Below are 22,463 nucleotides of genomic sequence, written 5' to 3' on the forward strand. Positions count from 1 at the left end.
TTTGATTTTCATCGAGTATAAGTATTATCTAGGAAATAGAGTAGTACATTTATATATAATTGTTAGCTCTCCAGAAAAATAGTATATCATTTAAAAAATTTAAGTCAAGAAAAATTAATATACATTAATTTATTTTTTAATAAGAGTTAAAACATACTAAGATTAGTAGTGAAGAAATCTCCGACGGGAGAGAGTACTCACTACTTTTTCTTTATGTTAAAGTAGTGGTGTCTTGTAAAGTCGTAGGGCTCTATGGAGCTAGACGTCGCTTGACAAACTGGCAAGACACCTTATTTCAAAAAATACCAGATGAGGTGTTTTTTTAGCATGCCCATTTATGAATCAAAAAGGCTTAAAAATAAGACAGTAACTTCGGAATAGCTACTGTCTTATCCCTTTTTTACTTAAAGCCTTGATAGACTTGACAAATGGTAGAAAAGAGCCGAGATTCTTCACTTTGCCGATTATAAACCTATAAAAAATTGTTATAAAGCTTACTCTAATTGTCTTTAGACTAAATCTTCTATAATTTATAAATCCATCAAGAAGTCTCTTATGACTTCATTTTTATTTTCAATCAACTAATTTTTCTTAGAATGTTAAATGAAATTTTTTATTAAAAAGCAATAAATACTTGACAATATATATATATATATATATATAATTGAAACGATAAGGTTCGCCTTAGAAATAAAACGAAAAATTAAAGAGGAGATCAAACAATGAAAAAAGTTTTATTAACAAGCGTATTAGGAGTATCAGCAATCGCTAGCGTTGCTTATGCAGCTACTGAAGTGCCTTCTATCCCAGGAGTAACTGCCCCAGTTACCAAAACAGTTACAGAAGCAAATGCTAAAAATAACCACAACAACCGTTTTGGTTACGCAGTTTCTCCATTGAGAGAAAAGAAGGCTGTTAATTTTGCAGGTGCTGAAACTTATCCAGCTAAACCTATTGCAGGTACAGACGGTAAACCTTTGAATGATGCAACTCGTGAGTTCGGAGACAACACTCGCTTTGGTGCAGGATTTAACGCTGCTAAACAAACTGCACCAGCAGCTCCAGCAGCACCAGCAGCTCCAGCAGCACCAGCAACTCCAGCAGCTCCAGCAGCTCCAGCAGCTCCAGCAGCTCCAGCAGCTCCAGCAGCACCAGCAACTCCAGCAGCTCCAGCAGCTCCAGCAGCTCCAGCAGCTCCAACTGCACCAGCAACTCCAACTTATCAAGCTAAACCTATTGCAGGTACAGACGGTAAACCTTTGAATGATGCAACTCGTGAGTTCGGAAACAACACTCGCTTTGGTGCAGGATTTAACGCTGCTAAACAAACTGCACCAGCTAAACCTGTTGCAGGCACAGACGGTAAACCTTTGAATGATGCAACTCGTGAGTTCGGAAACAACACTCGCTTTGGTGCAGGATTTAATAAATAATCTAAGAAATTTATCTATTCTAGTTAGCTTTTATTTAGTTAATTAAGTGAGAAAACCAAATTGGTTTTCTCACTTTTCTTTTGTTCATCTCCAATTTCTTTTTTATGAACTTGAGTTCTCTGATAGTGAGGCCTCACGTCTCTTACAAAAATCATTATAACAGAGGTCAGAATAAACTCTTTTGTCTATCTGGTCTATATCTCAGTCTAAGTGGTTGAATAGTTAATACTCTTCGAAAATCTCTTCAAACCACGTCAGCTTCCATCTGCAACCTCAAAACAGTGTTTTGAGCAACCTGCGGCTAGCTTCCTAGTTTGCTTTTTGAGTTTCATTGAGTATAAGATAAAATAAAAAGAAACTCAGTAGAATGAGTTTCTTCACTTTGCCGATTGCAGGGTTTGAACCTGTGACCTAGGCTTTACGAGTGCCTTGCTCTACCAACTGAGCTAAATCGGCTAATACAATTACAGTCTAGCACTCTGAGGATAAATGTCAAGGAATATTATTCAAGCTTCTTAATCAAAATCTGACAAGGATTTTGAGGCCCCCAAAGTTGTGGAAAAATCTCTAACTTTTTAAAACCAAGACTGCGATAAAAGACATTCGTTCGATCATAATCTTTATTAGAACCTTCTGCCACTGTTTTGACCTGCAAATAATCAACTTTTTTACGTGCTTCACTTTCTAAAGTAGCCAGCAATTGACTCCCAATTCCTCTACCTTGATGAGCTTTTTTTACACCGAGACAATCAATCTCTGCACAATCTTCACTAGAATAGGACAAGATCACAAATCCAAGCAAATTACCCTCCTAAAAGGCGGCCCACACTTGCAAGTCCTTGGCTCCCTCGATGTAGGCTTGCGTGCTTTCTGGTATTCCAAACCATTCTGGCAAATCCTTTAAAATCTCAGCGACAACTGCCATTTTTTGATCTTCATACTTGACTTCTTTAATTACAAACATCATAGGTTCCTTTCTTGATTTTAGTCTTACTTTCCCCCTTACGACCCAGCACTTTCATAAGAATCCAAGCCCCTATCCCAGAGTTTAAGGGAAATGACAAAGAAAACAAGGGAAATCAACATCAAACCTCCGATGTTAAAGATTACATTCTTGCCCTGCAAGAAATAGCTGGCAGGATAATAGGCCGTAAAGGCAAATGGCACGATAAAGCTAATCAACCATCGAAGGAGCGAATTGTAAATCGAAATCGGGTACTTGGCAAAGTCATTGAACATATAGAAGATGTAAATCATTGCTCCTGACTGCTTGGTCCAAAAAGCGATGCTGGCTGTCGCGATTTTCAAGGAAGTATAAATCAAGGTCGCAAAAGGAATACAGACTAGAAAAAGTAGAAATTTGGGAAGCGTCCAAGCAATGCTTGATACTGTTGTTCCCAATAGAATGCAACCGACTAAAAGTTCGCCCAAAGCATCAATCTGAAAGGTCTCTACGAGGATGTGAAAGAGAGGATTGATAGGACGAGTTAGGTACTTGTCAAACTCCCCTTTTCGGACTAGTCGTTGACCTAAAGCCCAGAGATTGTCAAACAAGAGATGGTCCAATCCCTTGGGAATCAAGGAAAATCCATAGATAAAGGCAATCTCTTGAAAAGTCCAACCTTGTAAGGATGGAATATGTTGAAAGATGACATTGAGAAACAAGAGGTTCAAGCCTTGAGTCAGAAAGACTCCCAAGACACCAACTACAAAATCCACCTTATATTCCATGATTTGCTTGATGTATTGTCTGATAAAAATTAGATGCATGCGTTGATATTTTTTCATACTATCCTCCTTGAATGGTGATAAATGACTGGACTCGTTTCCAAATCAACTGAGACAAGCCCACCATAACTATAAGCCAGAAGAACTGGAGTAAAAGCGCTTGAAAAATCTGACTGGCATCGTATTTCCCAACAATGATCATGACCGGAGTATAAATCAAGGATGAAAAAGGCAGGAAGGACAGAATATCTGAAACAACCTTTGGAAAGAAAGCCAAGGGAATCAAACTTCCAGACATAAAAGCCACCAAGGAATTCTTGAGGAGATTTGATCCCCAAAGATTTTTAAATACAAAGGCTGAAAAACCAAAACAGATATTAAAGAAAAAGTTAATCAGGTAGGCGAGCGTTAAGCTAAAGAGGTAAAGGACAGTTAAGCCTATCACTTCTACAATACCTTGCCCAGATAAGATTTTCATCAACACAATGACACTTAAAAATGGAAGCCCAACAGTGATAAAAATCAACCACTTGGACCCAAGCTCGGTAAAGAGGTAAGAAGCCGCAAAATGTACTGGTCGCAACAAACGCATGATGATAGAGCCATCCTTGACCTCTTCCCCAATCATAAAGGAGCTATCAGACCTGGTCAAAAGATTAGTCACAAAACTCATGATGATGTAGAGGGTAATATCTGCCATACTGAAACCCTGAATCAAGGACTCCTGCGAGGAATCAAAGACAGCCTTCCAGAGATAAAAGGCCACAAAAGCCCCCATAACATCCCCAATCCGATAAAGAATAAAGTTGACTCGGTAGGTGATCAACTCCTGAACACCTGCATTGATAAAGGGTTTATAACGTCTCCACAATTTGACCATCTTAGAGCTCCTTTCGGTAGAAGCGACGGATAATATCCTCGATATCCGTATCCACCATCTTCAAATCGCGAATTTCAAAATCAGACAGGGTTTGCTTGATAATGTCAGCTGACTGGTAGCGTGAACTATCGAATTCAATATTGAGGCTATTTCCTTGTCTATCAACGGTCATATCAGGCAGGCCTTCATAGTGAGAAACAAGATGACTTTGACCTGGCACCAGTTCAAAAGAAAGGGTCTTCATCTTGCCAAAGTTTTCCTTGAGCTGGCTCACCGTTCCATCAAAAATCTCCTGCCCCTTGTCAATCATAAAAATCCGATCACACAGTTGCTCAATGTCGCTCAAATCGTGAGTGGTCAAGAGAATGGTTGTTTCTTCCTCCTGATTGATCTGGGTAATGGCTCGACGAATGTTATCCTTGACCGAAACGTCCAAACCAATAGTCGGTTCATCTAAAAAGAGAACCTTGGGATTGTGAAGCAAGGAAGCCGCAATATCCGCCCGCATCCGTTGACCTAGTGAAAGAGTTCGAACGGGGTCCTTGATAAAGTCCTTCAAATCCAAGACTTCATTCAAAAAGTCCATGCGCTTGTGGAAGAGCGAGTCTGGAACATCGTAAATTTCTTTTAAAACCGTGTAGGTCTCTTGCAGTGCCAAATCCCACCATAGCTGGGTACGTTGTCCGAAGACCACTCCAATATCCTTGACATAATCTTGACGATTATCCTGGGGAATCTTGCCGTTAATCCGACAAAAACCAGATGTTGGTTTCAAAATTCCTGTCAGCATTTTGATGGTTGTCGACTTCCCAGCTCCATTTGCTCCAATGAAGCCTAAAATCTGCCCCTTAGGAACCTCAAAAGTCAAATCCTTGACCGCTTCAAAGGTCTGTTTTTCAGGATGAATAAAGGAGCGCAAAGCACCCTTCAAGCCCGGTTCCTTAACAGTCTTCACAAAATTTTTCTGAAGATGTTCCACTTCTATCATTGCCATATCTATCTCCCTATCGTAAAAAAATCAACAAATCTTGTCATCTAAACACAAAAAGCCGATTTCTCATCTCCTAAAATCTGCCATCTTTCTCACACCAGAAGGCCTCAGTATGACTCTATTATAAAACAGTTAAAAAAGGAAACCAAGTATTATTCTCACAAAAGAGAAAATAGTTTTGATATTTTAAAAAAACAAAACCACCCGTCTAATTCACTAAACAAAATGACACAATTCAATAATTCATCAAAGCCTCTACATATTCCTGTAGAGGCTCATTTCAACTTCTCTCATTCTTTGCTTGTGAATGTTTAGATAGATTATAAACCACAAAAAAGCCACCATATGGTGACTTAATGATAGACAATCTAAAAAGAATTTGGAATAATTACTTTTTTGAGTTCTGTGAATATAAATCATAACTTTACACAATGATAAAAATTCCTTTGAACAATTGCTTCAAGTAGTTGTAAGCTTTAGAACCAAGCTATGGAAAAGATGAAAGTCTTCATCTAAAAAACGAAAAAATATATTAAAGTTCATTTATCACATCTAACAATAACTCTTTGTCATTCTTCATAATAGCTAACAATGCATCCTCGTCATCTTCCAAAATGGCTAAATATATCTTTCTTCGAGCTTCAAACTTTTCGATTTCTTTTTCAATCTCTTTACGCCGTCGATTTTCTCTTAATTTCATATAAAGAAAGATTCCTGCGACCAAATAGTTTAATACTGAAAATATAGCAAATAATACAACAAGATTCATGATAATTACTCTCCCTCTAAAATAAATTTTCTTAGTTCTCAGCTATTGAATGTATTTCAACACTTCACACTAAAAAGATGTGTTTTCCCTGTCTATGTTCATTATCAGCGTTAACTATTAACAAACATATACTCTAGCAAATAAATACAAATCATCTAATTCATTATGTTCAGGTCTTGAGGTTGTATGAAATCCTGCACAATAATGACAATAATAAGTACGAATGGTTTGATCCTCACACAACATAACTGCACGAAGCGCTTTGGCATTAGTCTCATAAACTATTTTATTTTTTTTAGCTCCATGACAGTAAATACCTTTTGTTGAGTGTCTATTCTCCATTAGTTTCATTTTGTTTCTATAAATAATCTTTCTAATTTTAGACATTTTGCTTTCCTCCTTTTGGTAATAAATGCTGTACTTTTGTTTTGCATTATTTATTTATAACTATATTTTATCATTAGAAATACACAATACAAGTACCTTAAATACATCATTGTCCATCTGTTTTATACTTTTAAACAATACAACAAAAAAAGTACGTATAAAACGTACTTCTGTTTTTTTGCGAAATGCTATTTAAAAAAGTGTCAATTTTACTTATTTATTTTTTCTAGTTCAAGTATAGTAAACACCCCATTAAATCGATCAATATAACGTTGAAAACTATCTCTGCCATAGGTTTCAATTTCATATATTACCCTAGGTACTGTACTCCTTGTATCCTTCTCAATAACTTTAAGTGCAGGGATATCATCTTCAAGTACTTCCCAAAACTGACCAACATATCTGAATCTAATCCGAAATTTTTCCGTATCTGAAAACATCAAGAAAGTATGATAACGAACATCACTATCTGACAAAATTTGAGTTAATTCCTCAGAACTTAATATTAATTCTGTATTATGCTTCGAACGATGAACAGTTTTAAAACGATCCAGTCGAAAATTACGCAGACTCCTTGTATCTATTTTTAATCTTCCATCTTTCTCTTCAACTTTATATGCCATACAATAAAAATAATGGTCATTAAACATAATCGAGACCGGTAACACATCATAATCGGCATCCTTACCTTGGTATTTCGTATACTTAAAAGAAAGAGGCTTCTGATTCTCAATAGCATCAAAAATAGCGGATAGATGAGGCAAGATTGATTTACTCTTATTGTCCCTGTAAATCGATAATTCCTTATACTCCTCTAGTTCCCGTTCCGTAAAGTTTCTAATACGCTGACGTTCCCTATCATCAACTGCTCTCTCTACAAAGGTATCAATGATTTCTCTAACTTCCTCAACACGTAGTGCTCTACTTTCTAAAAGAATCTTAGACAAGATGACGGCCTGGTTGTACTTTAAGTTACCATAACCATGGTTATATTCTGCCTCATAGGTTCCTGCAAGTCGAGAATACTTTATTTTCATGTCATCTCTAAGTATTTTTAGATTTTCCTTTAATTCCCTTAAATCATCTTTAAAGGTTCTCTCGGCGATATTAAAACGTTTAAGGTACTCAGTTTTATTAACCTTATGCCCCTTTTCCAATTCAGACATAAAATATAAAAGACGACTGGTTTTCCCTTGCAAATTATTTTCTTCTTTCATTATTCGACCTCATGCTTGATTATAACTTCTAGAATATAATATCATTATCCGCTAAGTTAGTATGCTTTTACTTTCAATACTTGTCAAAAAACTCAAAGTTCCTTTGAAAATTGAAAAATTATCCTAATTCTGTTCGTAATAATCTCTAGTCTTTTTATACTAGCTTACAATAAAAATTGAGATTTAATACACAAAGGCCAGTGTGAACTTCACTAGCCTTTGTGATAATATTAGTGCAATTTATTATTCAAGTATTCTGCTATATCCAAAAATGATAGCGTAGGATCAAAATGTTCTTCCTCCTCTTCTTCGCCACCTATTTTATTTATGCTAAAATGATTTCCTCGAAATCTGACTTCATATACTTCATTTATATAGAGTATCCTATTGGTACTTTCAATCCCTTTCTCTCTTTCATAACAAGATTGTATTCCTAATTCCTTTAGTTTTTCTTCTAGGGCTATCAAATGAATATCATAGTTTCTAGCACTAGAGCTCTTATTGGGAATTAACAACATTTCTTCTGATCGATTAAGCCAGAACGGAGATTTCATTCTATATTGTGAAGAATCCATTTTACTAAACATGGTTTCATAATAAGAAATGAAGGCATAACGCCATTCCTGAGGAGTCAGATGACTAATATTGTCTTGGATAATACGACGATACTCACCATCTAGTGGCTTGGTAATATCTACTTCATCAAGTAATCTTTTGACATACTCATTTCGAGATGAAAATAAACTTTTAAGGCTTGGTGCAAACCCAGAAGACTCATTTGAATTATCCCGATACAGCGTTTTATAATTATTAGCTGTAGTCATTGTATAGTCTCCTAGAGCTAGCAAAGCTGCCCGCATTAATAGACCTTCTTCAGGCTTTGTTTCAGTAAACATTTTTGATATTTTATTCCAATAGATTGAAATAACATCAATCTTTCTGCTTGGCAAATCATTTGCTTCGAAGTAGAAGCAACTTCGAATCTGACCATCAAAATAGCGATGCTTTTCAGCGACTTCAATAATATCTCTATAGGAATCATCTGCTGTTATCAATTTAGCTTTTTCAATCTCTTCGTCAACCTGGTCAATACTGAAACCATTAATTCTATTTCCCTCAGCTAGATATTCTAGCAGGTCTGAAGTATGTTCGATTTGTTCATTAATCCCCTTGATTGCCCGTTCATATGATTCTTGAGAATCTATAACTGAGTTATTAATCAAGTTCCTAAAGATACGATACCAGTTTTTATAGCTAGTATCTAATGAATCACCGTGATGTTCTAAGAATGTTGAAATAACGTGAAAATAAACCCTATCCTTCAGTTTTTTGTCGACTATTGAACCTTCTAAGATAGATGAAACCTCAGGCACTTTATTCTGAGAGAGAAAGTCAAGAACAGATACAATTATTTTTATATGACTTATTTCTACAGTTTCAAAGTCGATTTCAAGAGTCCAATTGTCGCGTTTAGAATAATCAAGGCTATCTAAATTATTGATAAGCACAATTTCAAATAAATTTAAAAAGTTGGTGTCAAAGGCATTTTTATCAATATTCCAAATAACATCAGTCCATTTTGTATCAATATTTTGGGAAAATTCCCTTTCTAAATGACTATCTATTTTCTTTATTCTATCAATTAATCTTGCTTTAAAATTTTCAAAGTCAGTTAATGGGCGCCCTCTAGAATTCAGTTTGATATAGAGCTCATCTTCTGAACCAAGTTTATCAATATCTAGAAAATTGAAGACAAGTTTTTGGTTATTAGAATCTGATAAAACTGAAACATAATCAAACCCATAATCAAAAGAATCAGAAATGTCATCTAGTGTTTTCAAGGCACCTTGTACAGTTGGATCTAACTGCCATGAATCTGCAAACCATGGCTGATCTGTTATGATTTCTGAAGAACTTTCTGTTTCTGTAAAGATATTCTTTCTGTTCTCAAATAGACTCTTGAAAAATTGTGTAGAAGACTTTCTAGTTTTATAAGAAAAATTACCTAGAAAGTCACACTCGTCATTATCTCTATAGGCAAAAAGATAAACCAGAAATAAGGTTGTCAGACGTTGTTGCCCATCTAATGGAATAAACTTCCCATTAATTGATTTTCCATAAATAAAATTCAAATCGAGTGGTCCAACGTTTGTGTCAAGTAAGGCAGTATTTATATCCTGGAGTAATTTTTTTCGAACTTCTGTGGTTCTTTTATCCTTTCTTCCTTGTGCATAGTCTCGCTGAATCAATGGAATTACGACTCGATAATTTTCTAACAATGATTTTAAGTTATATTTTACATTAATCTCTTGCATGACTACTCCTCATAATCTCCAAAAAATTGGTTGAATTCCTGTTTTATCGCTTGAATATAACTGTCTTTATCCTTATCAGTCCAGTCGTCAAATCCATCTACCTCATTGCTATAGACTTTCAAGAACACATTGCGCGTACAAACAGGTACAAATTTTCCTTCCGCATCAACCTCAAGAATAATTCTACGCTTTTGGTCAAATGGGCTATTTCCATAAGAGCGATTCGTATTAGAGTCTAGCAAGGTTAAATTAGCTAGACTATCATCAGCCTCAGCAGTCTCATCAGCCGTAGCATGAATATGCTCGATATCCCATTTCTCTTTCTTATAAATATCAAAAGGAAATCGATATTGTTTTTCACTCTTATTAATCAAAGTAACGAGATTAAACAGTAAAAGTAGATCCTTAATTTCTTTTTTCTTACTACTGTAGGAAAAATCTTCGATAGAACCTATATCTTTTTTCAAAGTTTTATAAGCAATTTTTTTTAATTCATAAAAAGCTTCTGACTTTTTCTTCCCTCTTGTAGCCTCAAAGACCTTTTCAATATTCTTATCGTCAACCGATAAGAGATAGCCGATTAAATGGTACCTATTTAGATCCTTGTACCAATTGGTCAAATCTTCAAATTTTAAGTAGACTTCATTCCAGTACTCACTTATAAAAATCGATTTATTTTCAGCATTTTGATATTTTGCGTAGATTGAGTAAAAAGTTGCATAAATATCATTTTGAGGTATTTCTAAAGTTTCATGTTCAAGTAGGTTAAACAAAAGATCTATCCTAGTGACATAATTCTCACTATTTGTAAGAAACTTCCAAAATGATTCCTCTTGAAGTCTATGTTCAATAATATCCCATTCTATTCCCCTTTGTATCCTTTCACTATCATTTTCAGATTCATAATTAGTTTGATCTAACAATAGAGCCTTAATGAGCTCAGCATTAGTCAAAGGAATCTTACCTAAGTTAACTTTAGTAAATAGTTTTATAGGGTCTTCTGTCTCATCAATTTCATACCAAATAAAGAAAACAGCCTCTGTTAAGACTTGATAAATATCGTGTAGAGCATTATCCGAATTAATATCTTCTCGTTCCACCCATTTATCAATAGCAGCAAAAGCCTTACTGATATGATTTGCGTCAATGTCATAATCTTCTATTTGTTGATAAGTGTCAAAGTTTAATTCTTTTAAATACTTAGCACTCTGTTCTCTTGTTTCATAAACCAACTCAAAGTAATCATATTGATTACTTCTTCTACGGCCTCCAAATTCAGCAGACATAAATTTCAAAAAGATAAAGATCGTTGTTAGCCTCTGTTGACCATCGACAACATCATAAGTATTATCTGAAACTTTTTTTACTATCAAGGGCTGCAAACAGTACTTATAATCTCTGTTCTGTTTACTATGTGTGTAGAGGTCTTCCAAAAGAGTTGTAACCTCATGTTCAGTCCAGCGATATCCCCTTTGATATGAAGGAACATTAAATTTTAGCCCTTTTAGGTCTTCAATTCGTTTTTCAGAAACTACCATTTGATGTCTCCTTTGCTCTAACAAAATGGTTACTATGATAAAAATGAAATTGTTATCTACAATTATAGCACTATTATAAATCAAAATATTGGAAAAAATGCAAAATACTTTCTATATAGGACAGGATAATGAAAAAAGCCACCATCTGATGACTTCATTCTTATCTATCTCTCCTCACCCCAACCAGTCTTTTTCTTTGGCAATGCGGACGGCTTCTGTTCTATTGCCTGCATCAAGTTTGGTCAGGATGGCTGTCATGTAATTTCGGACAGTTCCATTTGAAAGAAAGAGGCTTTCAGCAATTTCTTGGTTGGTTGACCCTTGAGCTACCATGGTCAAGACTTCTTGTTCACGTTGGCTGAGTGGATTATTGTCAAAGGCGACACCTTCGACAAGCTCTGGTGAGTACTCCTTTTGACCTGCTAGGACGGTATGGATGGTCGCCATGAGGTCACTGATGGAACGCTCTTTGAGAACGTAGGCATCCACCTGAGCTGCAAGGGCTCGTTTAAAATAACCTTTTCGTTTGAAGGTGGTCACAATAACGACCTTCGTTTCTCTTTGGTTGGCACGGATCCACTCAAGAACATCAAGGCCTGTTTTAACTGGCATTTCAATGTCTAAAATGGCTACGTCTACTTCTTCTTTTTCCAAGAGAGCAATGGCTTCTTGACCATCACTGGCCGCATGGACCTCTTCGACATCGTCTTCCAACATGAGGAGTTGGCAGAGGGCATCCCTCAACATTGACTGGTCTTCGGCAACTAATAATTTCATGCTTTTCCTCCCTCTTTCAAATGCACACGAATAATGGTTGGATGCGATTGAGACAGAATTTCCAAGTCTCCATCTACCAAACTGAGGCGCTCTCTGATACTGTGTAGTTCTTGTCCAGTGACTTCCTCAAAGCCACAACCATCATCCTCAAACTCAAGGACAATACCATGATCACGTCTTAGACGAATCTGACAGCTATCGGCCTGGCTATGTTTGATGACATTATTGGCCAGTTCACGAAGTACCATAGATAAGGTAGACTGAGTAACTGGTGACAGGCTGTCTAAGTCAAGACTGCTCTCCACAGTCAGGACGATATCAGATAGGTCAAAGAGTCGCTCGAGTTCCAGTAACTCCTCTGCCACCGTTCGGTACTTGAGCTGATTGACAATTTCACGCACCTCGTACATGGAGTCACGGCTAATTTGGTTTAATTCTTCCAGATTCTTCCTAGCAGCATCATACTGCTCCTTGTCCATCTGTTTTAGAGCCAACTCGGTTTTGAGACTCATCATGGCAAAGGTGTGTCCCAAGGTATCGTGCAAATCACGACCAATACGATTGCGTTCATTTTCAGCTGACAGGATATTAATGGTACGATTCTGCTCCGCAAGGGCTTCTTCCATCTTTCTCTCCTGACGCATACGATTTTGAAAATAGTACATTCCCAAAGAAAAGAGAGGAATCGCCATAGACATGAGGTGAGTGCTCAAATCGTCTGTCAATAGGAAGGATGATGACGTCAAAATCAAGAGTGTCGCTAGAAAGGATAAGAATCGATAAGAAGATATGCTATCCTCAAAGCGCCAAACGAGAAGATTAACATTGAAAAAAACAAACCACATCATGCCACCTTGGAAGCAAATGGACATAAAGATAATGTAAGCTAGAGTATAAAACCACAGGAAGGGAATCCACTTGCTATAAGCTTTTTTCAAATATACCATAAGGAGATAAGCGATGGTAAACAGACCCGTCAAAACTAGAGTCCAAACTGGAAAATACCCACCAAAGACTCCCAATACTGGGAAGACAAGGAAAATCAGACTAACAAAATAAGCAAAATCATTTTTCTGGTATGTTCTAAACATGGTCACTTTCTCTGTACGATTTGATAAAAAGGGCTAAGCCTGTAGCTATTGTAGCATAGACCAAGATAAAAATGAGTGATTTCCATGAAAATTCCCCTTTTTTTGCAAAATTGACTACCAACTGATTAATATGATAGATGGGTGTCCACTCGGAAATGTGCTGAACCCATTTTGGAAACATGGTTACTGGCATCCAAGAGCCACCGATAATAGCAAGTCCAAGAAAAACGATATTTCCGACAATTGCCATGATTTGTTGAGACTTAATTTGGGCAAGGAGTAAGCCAAAGGATAGGAAGACTAGACTTGACAAGAGTAAAAGAGCCCCTGAACCGAGCCAATGTGATAATGGCATCTCAACATCACGCACAAAAGCTCCCACACAGAAAGTCACTAGAATAGCTACCATAAAGTTCATAAGAACACGGAAGATTTTAGAGAGGTAATAAGCCTGAATACTGATTTTTGAATGTTCGATATAGGTTAACCAGTGATCCGTTTGGTCCTCTCTAAGCATGTAGGGAAATGTAAAGAAACCAAAGCTGGACATAGAGAATCCTGTCATGGTCAACATATAGGACAAGACAAAAGCTTTTTGTGACTCTGGGTCAGGACTCATTTCCATACCCGAATACAATAGGAAGAATCCGACAGGCATTCCGATGGACATGATAAAGACTGGCCAACTGCGCCATGTTTTTATCCATTCGATTTTAAGTAGTGCTTGCATTACTTGTCCTCCCTTGTGCTATCAAATAGGCTATCTAAAAGTGTCTTGTTTTGAATTTCAATGTCAGAAATACGACAGCCGTGAGCTTGTAAACTACTCCATACACTTTCAATATCTTTAGTCATAAAGGTTACAACATCACGTTTTTCAGTCACATCATAAATGGCTGCCAGTTTGTCAAGACTTGGCACAAAGCGACTCGGTAAGGTGACTTGTTTTTCCTTTTCTTCGCTACGCATAGCGTGTGGCGTAGTATCCCTGATGAGTCTCCCCTGATGAAGGACCAAGATACGATCAGCCGTGTGTTCTACTTCTTCAATATAGTGGGACGAATAAAGAATAGTCACACCTGACTTTTTCAGATCATTGATGATTTCCCAGAAACGTTGACGTGTCGTAGTGTCCATCCCTGCTGTCGGCTCATCTAAAAAGAGAATATCAGGCTTGCCAATTAGACAGAGGACAAAGGCAAGAAGACGTTTTTGTCCCCCTGAGAGTTTGTTCGCAAACTGCTGATACTGATCGTCTTTGAATTGTAAGAGTGCTTGAATCTCTACTTTAGATAACCCATTTTCAGAAATATCTTGGAAAAAAGTAATCAGTTCCTTGACTTTTAATTGTGAGGGAATGGTATTTTCTTGAAGGAGAACCGCAATTTGATCTTGCGCTTTCCCCTTTTTGCCCTTGATAAAGACTTGACCGCTACTGGCCTTCTTATCACCAAGAATACAGGACATTAAGGTCGTTTTACCAGCACCATTTGGCCCAATTAAAGCAAGACAGTCGCCTTTTCCCACCTCAAAGCTAATATGGTCTAAAATCGTTTTTCCCTTGATTTTTTTAACAAGATTTGTGACTTGAAGGATTGCTTCACTCATGTTTGTGATTTCCTTTCTTTTGGTAGAAGGCTAGAAAAACATAACAGCCTGCAACTGAGACGCCCATAACACTATAGAGAATATCACTGCTGCCATGAAGAAGGACATAAGCAAAGAGGATGGTCCAAATTGCTGCTAGAAGCATAATGCTTAGTATTTTCAATAATTTCATACTAGGCCTCCTAGTTTTTCAATTCTTTAATGACAAGGTCGATAAAACTTTTAGCCATAGTGATGAGAATGTAGGCTGAGATAGACAAGCCAATAATCATGCCCAAATTTGAGAAGATAACTTCAAAATTGCCTCTTTCAAAGATGTCAGTAAACATGCTAAGTCCAGCAAAGACAGTTCCGATGACAGCGTAGATAAGGTAAGATGTTTTGATTTTCATGAGATGACCTCTTTCGTTTTTTATTATTTCTAAGTTATGACTAAAGTATATCTTTTTGGTCATTCTCTTTTTAGCACCAGATGTCATGACATGATATGACATTTGTCATGTGACGTAAAAAAAAGCCAACCCAAGGTCAGCTTTTCATTTATCTTAATGACTATTTTTTGAATGGTTCTTCCACCATGATGAAAGGATAGAACCTGAGATATTGTGCCAAATACTGAAGATAGTTGATGGGATGGCAGCTTGTGGCACGAAATATTTCATGGCAAGGGTTGCTCCAAGACTTGAGTCTTGCATCCCCACTTCGAAAGTAATGGCTTTTTGTTGTGGTTCTTCCAAACCAAGGATTTTTGAAAATCCAAAACCAAGCGCATAACCACAAAGGTTATGAAGCATAACAACTGGGATAACAAGGGCTGTCGCTGCTGTGAAAATATTGGCATGGTTGGCAGAAACAACTGCTCCAACAATCAAGAGGATGGCGGCTTGTGAAATCAAAGGCATAATCTTGATGATGGCATCGATTTTTTTACCAAAGATTGAGTGAACAAGCACACCCAAGATAATAGGGACAACCACGATACGCAAGGTACTTAGGAAGAGGCTTTGGGCAGGGACACTCACGTACTGACCAGCCAGGAATGACAAGAGGGTTGGAATCATGAGTGGTGCCAAAAGAGTTGAGAGGGTTTCAATAGAGACATCCAAGGCAACATCCCCACCTGAAAGGAAGGCCATGACACTCGATGAAGTCCCACTTGGACAAGACCCAACAAGGATAACACCTGCTGCTGTCGCACCTTTCAGATGGAAAATCATACAAAGCAACCAAGCCAAACCAGGCATGATGACATAGTGAGCTACAGTCCCTAGGACAACTGGAATTGGACGCTTAGCAATACGCTTGAAATCCTCAGTGGTCAAAGTAAGCCCCATACCAAAGAGAATCAAACCAAGCAAGTAGGCCGTATTGGGAATGACCCAACTACTAGTTGCAGGAAGGGCGTAGTTAAAGGCCGCCCAGAGGATAACAGCTACAGTAAACCATTTGCTGAGCCATTTACTAAAAGATACAAGTGAGTCCATAGTGAAACCTTCTTTCTATTTTCACGATATAGTATAGCACTTTCATTTTGAATTTCAAGATGTGTTTGGAATTTTCTGAAATTTATTTCAAAAAATAAACCCTCGCACTTGAATCACGAGAGTTTAGAGATTTCTACAAACTTTAAACCTTGTCTTTCGACTTCTCTTCAAACTGCTGAGCCCGTTCTTCTCCCCACCACAGTGGTAACAATTCCCCCAGAGTGATGGTTTGACGTGTCTCGTAATCAACCATGAACTCCAAGTTACGATTATCAGGATGGAGTTCCATTAAAAATTCTCGACAGGCTCCACAAGGCATACCAGATGGTCCACCATGAGGTGGCTGGTCTCGAAAAGCAATAATACGCTTGACCTTAGTCTGACCAGTTTCTTGATACATATTGAAAAGGGCAGCCCTTTCGGCACATAGATGGAAAACACCACACGTCCCTTCCATACAAAAGCCTGTGAAAATTTGTCCATCTTCAGCCTCCACCGCAGCCACAACGTGCCTAGCATAGACAAAGTCTGAGACTTCCTGTGGCTGATACAAGGCTTGGGCTCGTTCATACATTTTCTGCCAAATATCCATTTTTTCTCCTTTAACCTCGATCACTTTCTCTTTGCGACTTGATAAAGAGTGACGGGGATCCCGATTCCCATGATAAAGACTGGCCAGCTACGTCATGGTTTTATCCATTCTATTTTTAATAATGCTTTCATGCCTTGCCCTCCCTAAATTCTGTCCTTAAGTTTTTCCACAAAGAGGTAGGCCGCTGGACAGAAAAGCGTATTTTTGATAGTCAAATGATTAATCTGATAGATTTTCTTACGATTCGTGTGAGGAAAAGCTGCACAAGCCTTGGGGCGGACGTCATAGATATCACAGAGATTATCAGGTCCCAAAAATGGACAAGGCATAGACTTGAAGACCTTATCACCATCCTCATCTACCTGTAAGTACATCTCCTCAAAGGCAGGTAACTTCATACGAAAATGCTTTGCAATACGAGTGATGTCCTGCTCTGTGAAATCTGGTCCTAGCGTCTTACAGCAATTTGCACACTGGGTACAATCAATTTCTTGAAATACTTCATTATGCACCTCCTGAACAATCTTATCTAAATTTTTAGGGGCCTTCTTCTTGAGCTGTGCGAGAAACTTACGGTGCTCCCCCTGCTTTTGACGTGCCAATTCCTCATAACGTTTGACATCAATAGTCTGTGACATGTGTTTTCTCCGATGATTTATAATTCTTTCATCTATTATAGCATAAAAGAAATAGAGCCTAGCATGAACTAGACTCTATGTAAGTTACATTGATACGATTCTACGATAAGAACGCGACGTTAGGGCGAAAACCAAGACATAGGCTAGGAAGAAAACGCCACAAACAATAATAGTGACCACTAACATAAGATCTGGATTGAGAACCCCAATAAGACGTATAATCAAACTGAGCATATGATAGGCAAAGGCCAAGTGAATAAAGGCAAAAATCAGAGGGAGGAAAAAGACGGTAAGAACTTGTTTACGAATGGTTTTCTTGACTTGTTGATCGTCCAAACCAATCTTTTGAAGAATAACAAAGCGCTCACGATCCTCATAACCTTCAGAAATCTGTTTATAGTAAATCACAAGAACTGTACCAATCATGAAGATGATAGATAGGAAAATACCGATAAATAATGTTCCGCTAACAAAGCCATTTAGTGCCCCTTCTACATCATATCGGCTATTAGTAATGAGGTTAAACCAAGGGACACCAGTAGTTTGTCCATCTAACTGTTGCGTTTCTTTATCCGCGAGTTTGTCTAACAAATCTGAATTTTTCTTGGCATCATGTGCAGGGTCTTTGACGTTAACACCAATATAGGTAGTCTGAGTGGTTGCTGTTCCTTTGATACTTTCTTTAAAATTATCCGTATCAGGAACGACAAGGTAGCTATAATCAGAAGATATAACTGAAAAGTTATTGGGTACTTTACCTTTAATAAAGTCATTAAGGCTATTCTGAATCTGGTAGTTTTGACCATTGATAGAGACACTCTTTTGATCTTTCAATGTTTTATTTTTAGTAAATAAGCCAACTTGATTTGAAGTCAGATTGAGGTCTTTACCTGTTAATTGTTTATAAGTAGCTTGTGAGAAGACAATAAAAATTGACTTTGGTAGAACTTTTCTTTCATTCTTAGAAAAGATGGTTAACTTGTTTTTTTCTTGTTCTTTGATACCAAAGTAGATGTAAGTTACTTCCGTTTTTCTATTGACCTGATTTCCCGACTGTGATAAGAAATCATCCATAACCTTCTGTGTACTTGTTACATCCACATTCGTTCCGGTAACTGAGTAATCATGTGGAGCAGCACTGGCCAGATAGTCTTTTTTTCCAGCATAGATATTTGTAGCACCTACAAGCGTCACGAGAACCATACTTGAGAGGATAGCAATGGTCGCCAGCCCAACTGCATTTTTCTTCATCCGAAAGACAAGGTTGGAAATGGAAATCATATTATTAGGCTTATAATAGTAGCTTTTCTTCTTTTTCAAAAGTTGCAGAACTACTGTTGTCCCGGCATTGAAAAGAAGATAAGTCCCTAAAATGACCAGTAAAACAGCTAGGAAAAAACTGATAATAGCTGTTACTGGATTCTTAACAGAGAGAGCAAGATAGTAACCGCATCCCATAGTCCCAAGTCCTAAAAGAGTTTGAACAACTAGGAAACGTCCTTTTTTTTCACCCTTAAGGCCATCTTTCGTTAATTGTAAAGGATTAAGCCGTAGTAATCGGAAACCATTTACCAAAACCAACAAACTAAAAATACAAGCAAAGATGACAAGAACAATAGGAATAGTCATTACTTGAAAGGTTGAAACCAAACCTGTACTTTCTCCGATAATTCTTTGAAGAAAAGCATAAATGAGTTTATCGAATAGCGCCCCTACACCTATACCTAGAAGCAAAGTTACAACCCCCATAATCATCGTTTCTTTTAATATCATGCTAAAGAGGTGACGCTTCTCCAAGCCTAGCACACTATAGAGACCAAGCTCCTTTGAACGATTTTTCATAACAAAGCTATTGGCATAAAGAACAATAATCCCAGAAGAGAGGGCGACAATTACAAGTCCCATACCCAAAACCGCCTTGATAGAATCTGCCCCAGGTAAGTCACCCAGATGCGGATTAAGCAGTAAAGATGTAAAAATATAGGTAATAGCAATAACCAGAATAGTTGCCAATGTATACGGATAATAAAGCTTACGATTTTTGATGAGATTGGATAAAGCCAGTCTATTGGTTAGACGAAACATATTAGTTCACCTCACTTGCCATTGTAGTTAGTGTATCGGAAATTTCTTGGAACATTTGATGTTCAGACTTATCCCCTTTAAAGATTTGATTATAAAGAATACCATCCTTAATAAACAAAACACGCTGAGCACGACTGGCGGCCGATGTTGAGTGAGTTACCATAAGGATGGTCTGACCGCTGGCATTAATAGTATCAAAGACATCCAATAAGGCCGCTGAAGATTTTGAATCCAAGGCGCCTGTTGGCTCATCTGCTAAGAGGATTTCTGGTTTAGTGATGATTGCACGCGCAACTGCAACCCTTTGCTTTTGCCCACCTGAAATTTCATAAGGGTACTTCTCTAGCAAGGGATGGATTCCCAATTGACGACTGACTGCTTCTACTTGCGTCATCATTTGCTTAAGTGGACGTCGAGAAAGGACCAAAGGTAGTAAGATATTATCTTTAACAGATAGGGTATCCAAAAGGTTAAAATCCTGGAAAACAAATCCTAATTTTTCACGACGGAAACTGGAAGCATCCTTATTTTTAATGGTTGCTGTGTCCATGCCATTAAGGTAGACACGCCCTGCCGTTGGTTTATCAAGCATGGCAAGAATGTTGAGCAGGGTTGATTTTCCTGAGCCAGACTCACCCATAATAGCAACATACTCACCCTTTTCAACCGTAAAATGGATATCTTTAAGGGCCTCAACCTGATTTCCTTTGAAACGTGTTTTATAAATTTTTTTAACATGTTGAACATCTAGTAATGTCATAATAAGCTCCTTTATTTAGTAGATTTTGGAGAGATTTTAGGAATCTCTTACTTAACTTCTGATACCATTTTATAGAAAAAGCAGGGGCAAAACCATAACCCTTGCTTTCATTTGTCGTCTAATTTCTTACACTTTTGTAAGTTATCAATCAATGGCTAACTTCTTCTTTTGAAAATGAATGGAAACTGTGGTTCCTTGACCTACTTGGGAGCTAATACTAATATCATGTCCAAGCTGATCAGCAATTTTCTTTGAAAGATAGAGGCCTAACCCAGACGACTGCTGAGTCAATCGGCCATTGTAACCTGAAAAGCCACGCTCAAAAACCCTTAAAATATCACTATCCTTAATACCAATCCCAGAATCTTTAAGATAAAGCGTATTATCTTTGAAGTAAATTTCAATACCGCCACTCTTTGTATACTTCAAACTGTTTGACAAGATCTGCTCAATGATGACTAAGAGCCATTTTTCATCTGAAATAACCTTAACATCCAAGTCATCTAGGTTAATAGTCAACCCTTTTTGAATAAAGAAAAGACTATACTTTCTAACAACTTCTTTAACTAATTGTTCTAATGCAACCTGTTTCAACTGCAAATCATCATGAAAGTTTTCTAAACGTAAATACTGCAAAACCAAATGAGTGTAGGCATCGATCTTGAAGATTTCTTGCTCCAAGAGAGATCTAATATTCCTATCTGTGACATCCTGAACCAACAATTGACTAGCCGCTATTGGCGTCTTGATTTGATGAACCCAAAGAGTGTAGTAGTCCATCAAATCTGTATAGCGCTTACATCCCTCCTCAGTCTGATTCTTCTGATTCTCCCTTGCATTTTCCAAGGTCTGGGCTAAGTAAAATTCCAAGGGACTTAAGGGAGTAATTTCCTCATATAGATATGCTAGCTTATAAGACTGATAGGATCTAAACAAGTCCCAAGCCACCATAATGATGCTCACAAAAGTCAGGATTGTCAGGGAATAATAAAGAACATCTGCTGCCTCTTCAAATAAAAAGGCAAACAAAATCAAGATGATTCCGTTAAAGATAACCAAGAGATAGAAAGGCAGACGAGACCTAATATAGTATTTGATAAATTGACACTTACCCATCATGACGCAACCCGTAGCCGACACCTTTCTTGGTTTCTATAAAATCCTTCAAACCGACTGCCTCTAACTTCTTACGCAAACGTGCCACATTTACAGAGAGAGTATTATCATCAATAAAGAAGTCACTATTCCATAGCTCCTTCATGAGATCTTCACGACTAACAATATTACCAGAACGCTCGAAGAGAACTTGTAAAATCTGAAACTCATTTTTAGTCAAAGAAACAACCTCTCCCTGATAAACCAAATCCATGGCCTTAAGGTTCAGAATCACACCCATATATTCCAAAAGACTCTGATCCTTACCAAACTCATAAGAACGACGTAAAAGCCCTTGAATTTTCGCTAGGAGAACATTTTGGTCAAATGGTTTAGTCACAAAGTCGTCTCCACCCATATTGATTGCCATAACGATATCCATGGCTTGATCTCTAGAGGACAAGAACATAATAGGCACCTTGGAGACCTTACGAATTTCCTGACACCAGTGATAACCATTAAATAGAGGTAAACCAATATCCATAAGAACCAAATGGGGCTCTACTTTTACAAAAATAGATAATACTTCCATGAAATCTTCAACAAGAACAACTTCATAACCCCACTGTTCTAGCATTTTTTTGACTTGTTGACGGATAACCTCGTCGTCTTCAACTAATAAAATCTTATGCATAACTCAACCTCTTTCGTTTCTCACTATTATAACAAAAATGATATAAGAATCGCCCTTTCTCAGCAAATATTACGATAATGTTAGATTGGATTTCCCAATTTTTTAAAGGGTGCGTTTTCATAGAAAAATTCTTTGAGTCTTCAAAGAAAATATAGTATTATAATAGTGTTGATGTTGGTTTATCATCAACCATCGAAAGCTTCATCGAACAATGAGAACATTACTTATTTATGTCACGAATGGGCGTGACGTTTCTACAAGGTGCCGTAACACCTAACAATAAGTAAGCTAATTTAGTCATAGAGAGATTTCAATGTCTTTTTGTGATTTTAAAGGCTTGCTTTGCAGGCCTTTTTCTATTATTCGATTGTTTTGGTTTAT

At 37.4% G+C, this 22,463-nt stretch carries 22 protein-coding genes, 1 tRNA gene, 1 pseudogene and 1 riboswitch; of the genes and pseudogenes, 1 reads left to right on the forward strand and 23 read right to left on the reverse strand.

The window, feature by feature from the left end; all coding sequences use genetic code 11:
• Positions 1 to 722 precede the first annotated feature (722 nt).
• Entirely contained in the window at positions 723 to 1,433 is a 711-nt protein-coding gene (locus tag EL076_RS10315; protein WP_126429701.1) for a hypothetical protein, read from the forward strand.
• Between the two features lie 383 nt (positions 1,434 to 1,816).
• Here the strand turns inward: EL076_RS10315 and EL076_RS06315 are convergent.
• From EL076_RS06315 to EL076_RS06425, 23 genes and pseudogenes are all read right to left on the reverse strand, one after another.
• Positions 1,817 to 1,889 (reverse strand) — tRNA-Thr (locus EL076_RS06315).
• Between the two features lie 46 nt (positions 1,890 to 1,935).
• Positions 1,936 to 2,397 (reverse strand): annotated as a pseudogene (locus tag EL076_RS10495) (GNAT family N-acetyltransferase).
• A 38-nt stretch (positions 2,398 to 2,435) separates the two neighbouring features.
• The gene (locus EL076_RS06325) at positions 2,436 to 3,221 is read right to left on the reverse strand and encodes an ABC transporter permease (protein ID WP_126429705.1); all 786 of its coding nucleotides are present in this window, start codon (positions 3,219 to 3,221) and stop codon (positions 2,436 to 2,438) included.
• 1 nt (position 3,222) lies between these two features.
• Entirely contained in the window at positions 3,223 to 4,041 is an 819-nt protein-coding gene (locus EL076_RS06330) for an ABC transporter permease (protein WP_126429707.1), read from the reverse strand.
• A 1-nt stretch (position 4,042) separates the two neighbouring features.
• Positions 4,043 to 5,035, reverse strand: a complete 993-nt coding sequence (locus tag EL076_RS06335) for an ABC transporter ATP-binding protein (RefSeq protein ID WP_126429709.1) — start codon at positions 5,033 to 5,035, stop codon at positions 4,043 to 4,045.
• Positions 5,036 to 5,564: 529 nt separating this feature from the next.
• The gene (locus EL076_RS06340; protein WP_048788454.1) at positions 5,565 to 5,801 is read right to left on the reverse strand and encodes a hypothetical protein; all 237 of its coding nucleotides are present in this window, start codon (positions 5,799 to 5,801) and stop codon (positions 5,565 to 5,567) included.
• A 117-nt stretch (positions 5,802 to 5,918) separates the two neighbouring features.
• Positions 5,919 to 6,188 carry a hypothetical protein gene (locus EL076_RS06345; protein ID WP_048788453.1) on the reverse strand — a complete coding sequence of 90 codons (270 nt, stop codon included), beginning with the start codon at positions 6,186 to 6,188 and terminating at the stop codon, positions 5,919 to 5,921.
• A 209-nt stretch (positions 6,189 to 6,397) separates the two neighbouring features.
• Complete coding sequence (locus EL076_RS06350; protein WP_048788452.1) at positions 6,398 to 7,405, reverse strand: helix-turn-helix transcriptional regulator; 1,008 nt, start codon at positions 7,403 to 7,405, stop codon at positions 6,398 to 6,400.
• 230 nt (positions 7,406 to 7,635) lie between these two features.
• Positions 7,636 to 9,720, reverse strand: a complete 2,085-nt coding sequence (locus EL076_RS06355) for a DUF262 domain-containing protein (protein ID WP_126429711.1) — start codon at positions 9,718 to 9,720, stop codon at positions 7,636 to 7,638.
• Between the two features lie 2 nt (positions 9,721 to 9,722).
• Entirely contained in the window at positions 9,723 to 11,258 is a 1,536-nt protein-coding gene (locus EL076_RS06360; protein ID WP_126429713.1) for a DUF262 domain-containing protein, read from the reverse strand.
• 174 nt (positions 11,259 to 11,432) lie between these two features.
• Positions 11,433 to 12,035, reverse strand: coding sequence for a response regulator transcription factor (locus EL076_RS06365; RefSeq protein WP_126429715.1), 603 nt, complete (start codon positions 12,033 to 12,035; stop codon positions 11,433 to 11,435).
• Entirely contained in the window at positions 12,032 to 13,126 is a 1,095-nt protein-coding gene (locus EL076_RS06370) for a sensor histidine kinase (protein WP_126429717.1), read from the reverse strand. Before EL076_RS06370 ends, EL076_RS06365 begins: the two co-directional genes overlap by 4 nt.
• On the reverse strand, positions 13,119 to 13,856 hold the full coding sequence (locus tag EL076_RS06375; RefSeq protein WP_126429719.1) for an ABC transporter permease: 738 nt from the start codon (positions 13,854 to 13,856) through the stop codon (positions 13,119 to 13,121). The genes EL076_RS06370 and EL076_RS06375 overlap by 8 nt, the downstream gene beginning before the upstream one ends.
• Positions 13,856 to 14,734, reverse strand: coding sequence for an ABC transporter ATP-binding protein (locus tag EL076_RS06380; RefSeq protein ID WP_126429721.1), 879 nt, complete (start codon positions 14,732 to 14,734; stop codon positions 13,856 to 13,858). The genes EL076_RS06375 and EL076_RS06380 overlap by 1 nt, the downstream gene beginning before the upstream one ends.
• Entirely contained in the window at positions 14,727 to 14,906 is a 180-nt protein-coding gene (locus EL076_RS06385) for a hypothetical protein (RefSeq protein WP_003093251.1), read from the reverse strand. Before EL076_RS06385 ends, EL076_RS06380 begins: the two co-directional genes overlap by 8 nt.
• A gap of 10 nt (positions 14,907 to 14,916) precedes the next feature.
• A complete protein-coding gene (locus EL076_RS06390) occupies positions 14,917 to 15,126 on the reverse strand; it encodes a hypothetical protein (RefSeq protein WP_003094505.1) in 210 nt (69 codons plus the stop codon).
• 153 nt (positions 15,127 to 15,279) lie between these two features.
• Complete coding sequence (locus EL076_RS06395) at positions 15,280 to 16,218, reverse strand: bile acid:sodium symporter family protein (protein ID WP_003093402.1); 939 nt, start codon at positions 16,216 to 16,218, stop codon at positions 15,280 to 15,282.
• Positions 16,219 to 16,360: 142 nt separating this feature from the next.
• On the reverse strand, positions 16,361 to 16,810 hold the full coding sequence (locus EL076_RS06400; protein WP_003094422.1) for a cytidine deaminase family protein: 450 nt from the start codon (positions 16,808 to 16,810) through the stop codon (positions 16,361 to 16,363).
• A gap of 143 nt (positions 16,811 to 16,953) precedes the next feature.
• Positions 16,954 to 17,448, reverse strand: a complete 495-nt coding sequence (locus tag EL076_RS06405) for a YkgJ family cysteine cluster protein (RefSeq protein WP_003094156.1) — start codon at positions 17,446 to 17,448, stop codon at positions 16,954 to 16,956.
• 84 nt (positions 17,449 to 17,532) lie between these two features.
• A complete protein-coding gene (locus tag EL076_RS06410; RefSeq protein WP_003094348.1) occupies positions 17,533 to 19,533 on the reverse strand; it encodes an ABC transporter permease in 2,001 nt (666 codons plus the stop codon).
• Position 19,534: 1 nt separating this feature from the next.
• Complete coding sequence (locus tag EL076_RS06415) at positions 19,535 to 20,293, reverse strand: ABC transporter ATP-binding protein (protein WP_003094077.1); 759 nt, start codon at positions 20,291 to 20,293, stop codon at positions 19,535 to 19,537.
• A 144-nt stretch (positions 20,294 to 20,437) separates the two neighbouring features.
• Entirely contained in the window at positions 20,438 to 21,412 is a 975-nt protein-coding gene (locus tag EL076_RS06420) for a sensor histidine kinase (RefSeq protein WP_039976404.1), read from the reverse strand.
• On the reverse strand, positions 21,402 to 22,082 hold the full coding sequence (locus EL076_RS06425) for a response regulator transcription factor (protein ID WP_003094822.1): 681 nt from the start codon (positions 22,080 to 22,082) through the stop codon (positions 21,402 to 21,404). Before EL076_RS06425 ends, EL076_RS06420 begins: the two co-directional genes overlap by 11 nt.
• A 204-nt stretch (positions 22,083 to 22,286) precedes the next feature.
• Positions 22,287 to 22,382: riboswitch (purine riboswitch) on the forward strand.
• Positions 22,383 to 22,463 lie beyond the last annotated feature (81 nt).

Origin of the sequence: Streptococcus vestibularis, assembly GCF_900636445.1 — a bacterium.
In the GTDB taxonomy this organism is placed as follows: domain Bacteria; phylum Bacillota; class Bacilli; order Lactobacillales; family Streptococcaceae; genus Streptococcus; species Streptococcus vestibularis.